Annotated in this window: 1 protein-coding gene; it reads left to right on the plus strand. The window is 68.5% G+C overall.

The window, feature by feature from the left end; all coding sequences use genetic code 11:
- Window positions 1-39 precede the first annotated feature (39 nt).
- Window positions 40-1,405 (plus strand): polyketide synthase dehydratase domain-containing protein (locus tag ACWCSU_RS52800; RefSeq protein WP_449945258.1); only part of this gene is annotated, 1,366 nt, incomplete at its 3' end.

Consider the following 1,405-nt stretch of genomic DNA (forward strand, 5'->3'; position numbering starts at 1 on the left):
CTGGGGCTGGCGGGTGCGGATCATCCGTTCTTGGGTGCGGTGGTGGAGGTGCCGGAGCAGGGCGGGCTGGTGTTGACGGGGCGGTTGTCGCTGGCTGCTCATTCGTGGCTGGCCGATCACGCTGTCGGCGGGTCGGTGATTTTTCCTGGTACGGGGTTCGTGGAGTTGGTGATCCGGGCGGGTGATGGGGTCGGCTGTTCGCGGGTTGAGGAGCTGACGTTGGAGGCGCCGTTGGTGCTGGACACCGACTCCTCAGCCCAGGTGTTGGTGCGGGTGTCCGGTGCGGGTGCGGACGGGCGACGTGAGGTGCACGTCTACGCCCGACCGGCAGGAGCAGGAGCAGGGACGGGGACGGGTGCGGGAGCTGGGCTGGGCGAGGGGTGGCGGCGTCACGCCAGCGCGGTGATAGCCGAGAGCGAGATGAACGCCGCGAGCGCGACGAACATCGAAAGCGCCGACAGTGTGGGCGTTGGTGCGGGCGTGGACGGCAGTGGTGGTGCGGCTGTTGATTTCGCGTTAGACGTGTGGCCGCCGGTGGGGGCGCGGGCGGTGGAGGTGGAGGGCTTCTACCAGAAGCTGGCCGATGAGGGTTACGGGTATGGGCCGGCTTTTCGGGGGTTGAAGCGGGCCTGGGTGCGTGAGGGGGAGGTGTTCGCCGAGGTCGAGCTCGGTGAGCGGGAGTGTGTGGATGCGGCCCGGTTCGGGGTTCATCCGGCGTTGCTGGATGCCGCCTTGCATGCCACCAGCCTGCCCGCCCACATCGACCAAACCAACGGGGCCGACAATCCTGGCGGGGCGGGGGTGATGTTGCCGTTCGCTTGGACCGGGGTGGAACTGCTGGCCTCCGGCGCCCGGCAGTTGCGGGTGCACGTTCAACCGGCCTCCGATGCCGGTGGTGGTGTCAGTATCCGGATGGCCGATGGCAGTGGTGCCCCGGTTGCGGTGGTGACGAGTCTGGTCTCACGCCCTCTGCCGGCGGACGGGCTGGCTAGCGGCGGGCTGCGGGCAGGTGAGCGGCCCGTGGTTGAAGGGTTGCATCAGCTGCAATGGCTGCCCATACCAGGCAACCCAGCAGATGCAGCATCAAAGGCAGCATCGGACGCGACACCGGGCCAAGTGATCGTGGTCGGCCCGTCCTCGGGTGATGTGGTGGCGGCGGTGCAGGAGGCTGGCGGCACTGTCGTGGGCCACTACCGCGACCTACCGGCGTTGAACACGGCACTGGCTGCCGGAGAGTCGACAGCCGAGACGGTGATCCTGTCTCTGGACATGAGAGCTCCCACCCACGACACCAACGACGAGCATGGTGAGCTGCTGTCGCGGTTGCGTGTGGAGCTGGATCGGGTGGTGGAGGTGCTGCGGGGCTGGCTGGCCAGTGAGCGGCTGGCCGAGACCCGGCTGGTGC

Source organism: Nonomuraea sp. NPDC001699 (assembly GCF_053596455.1).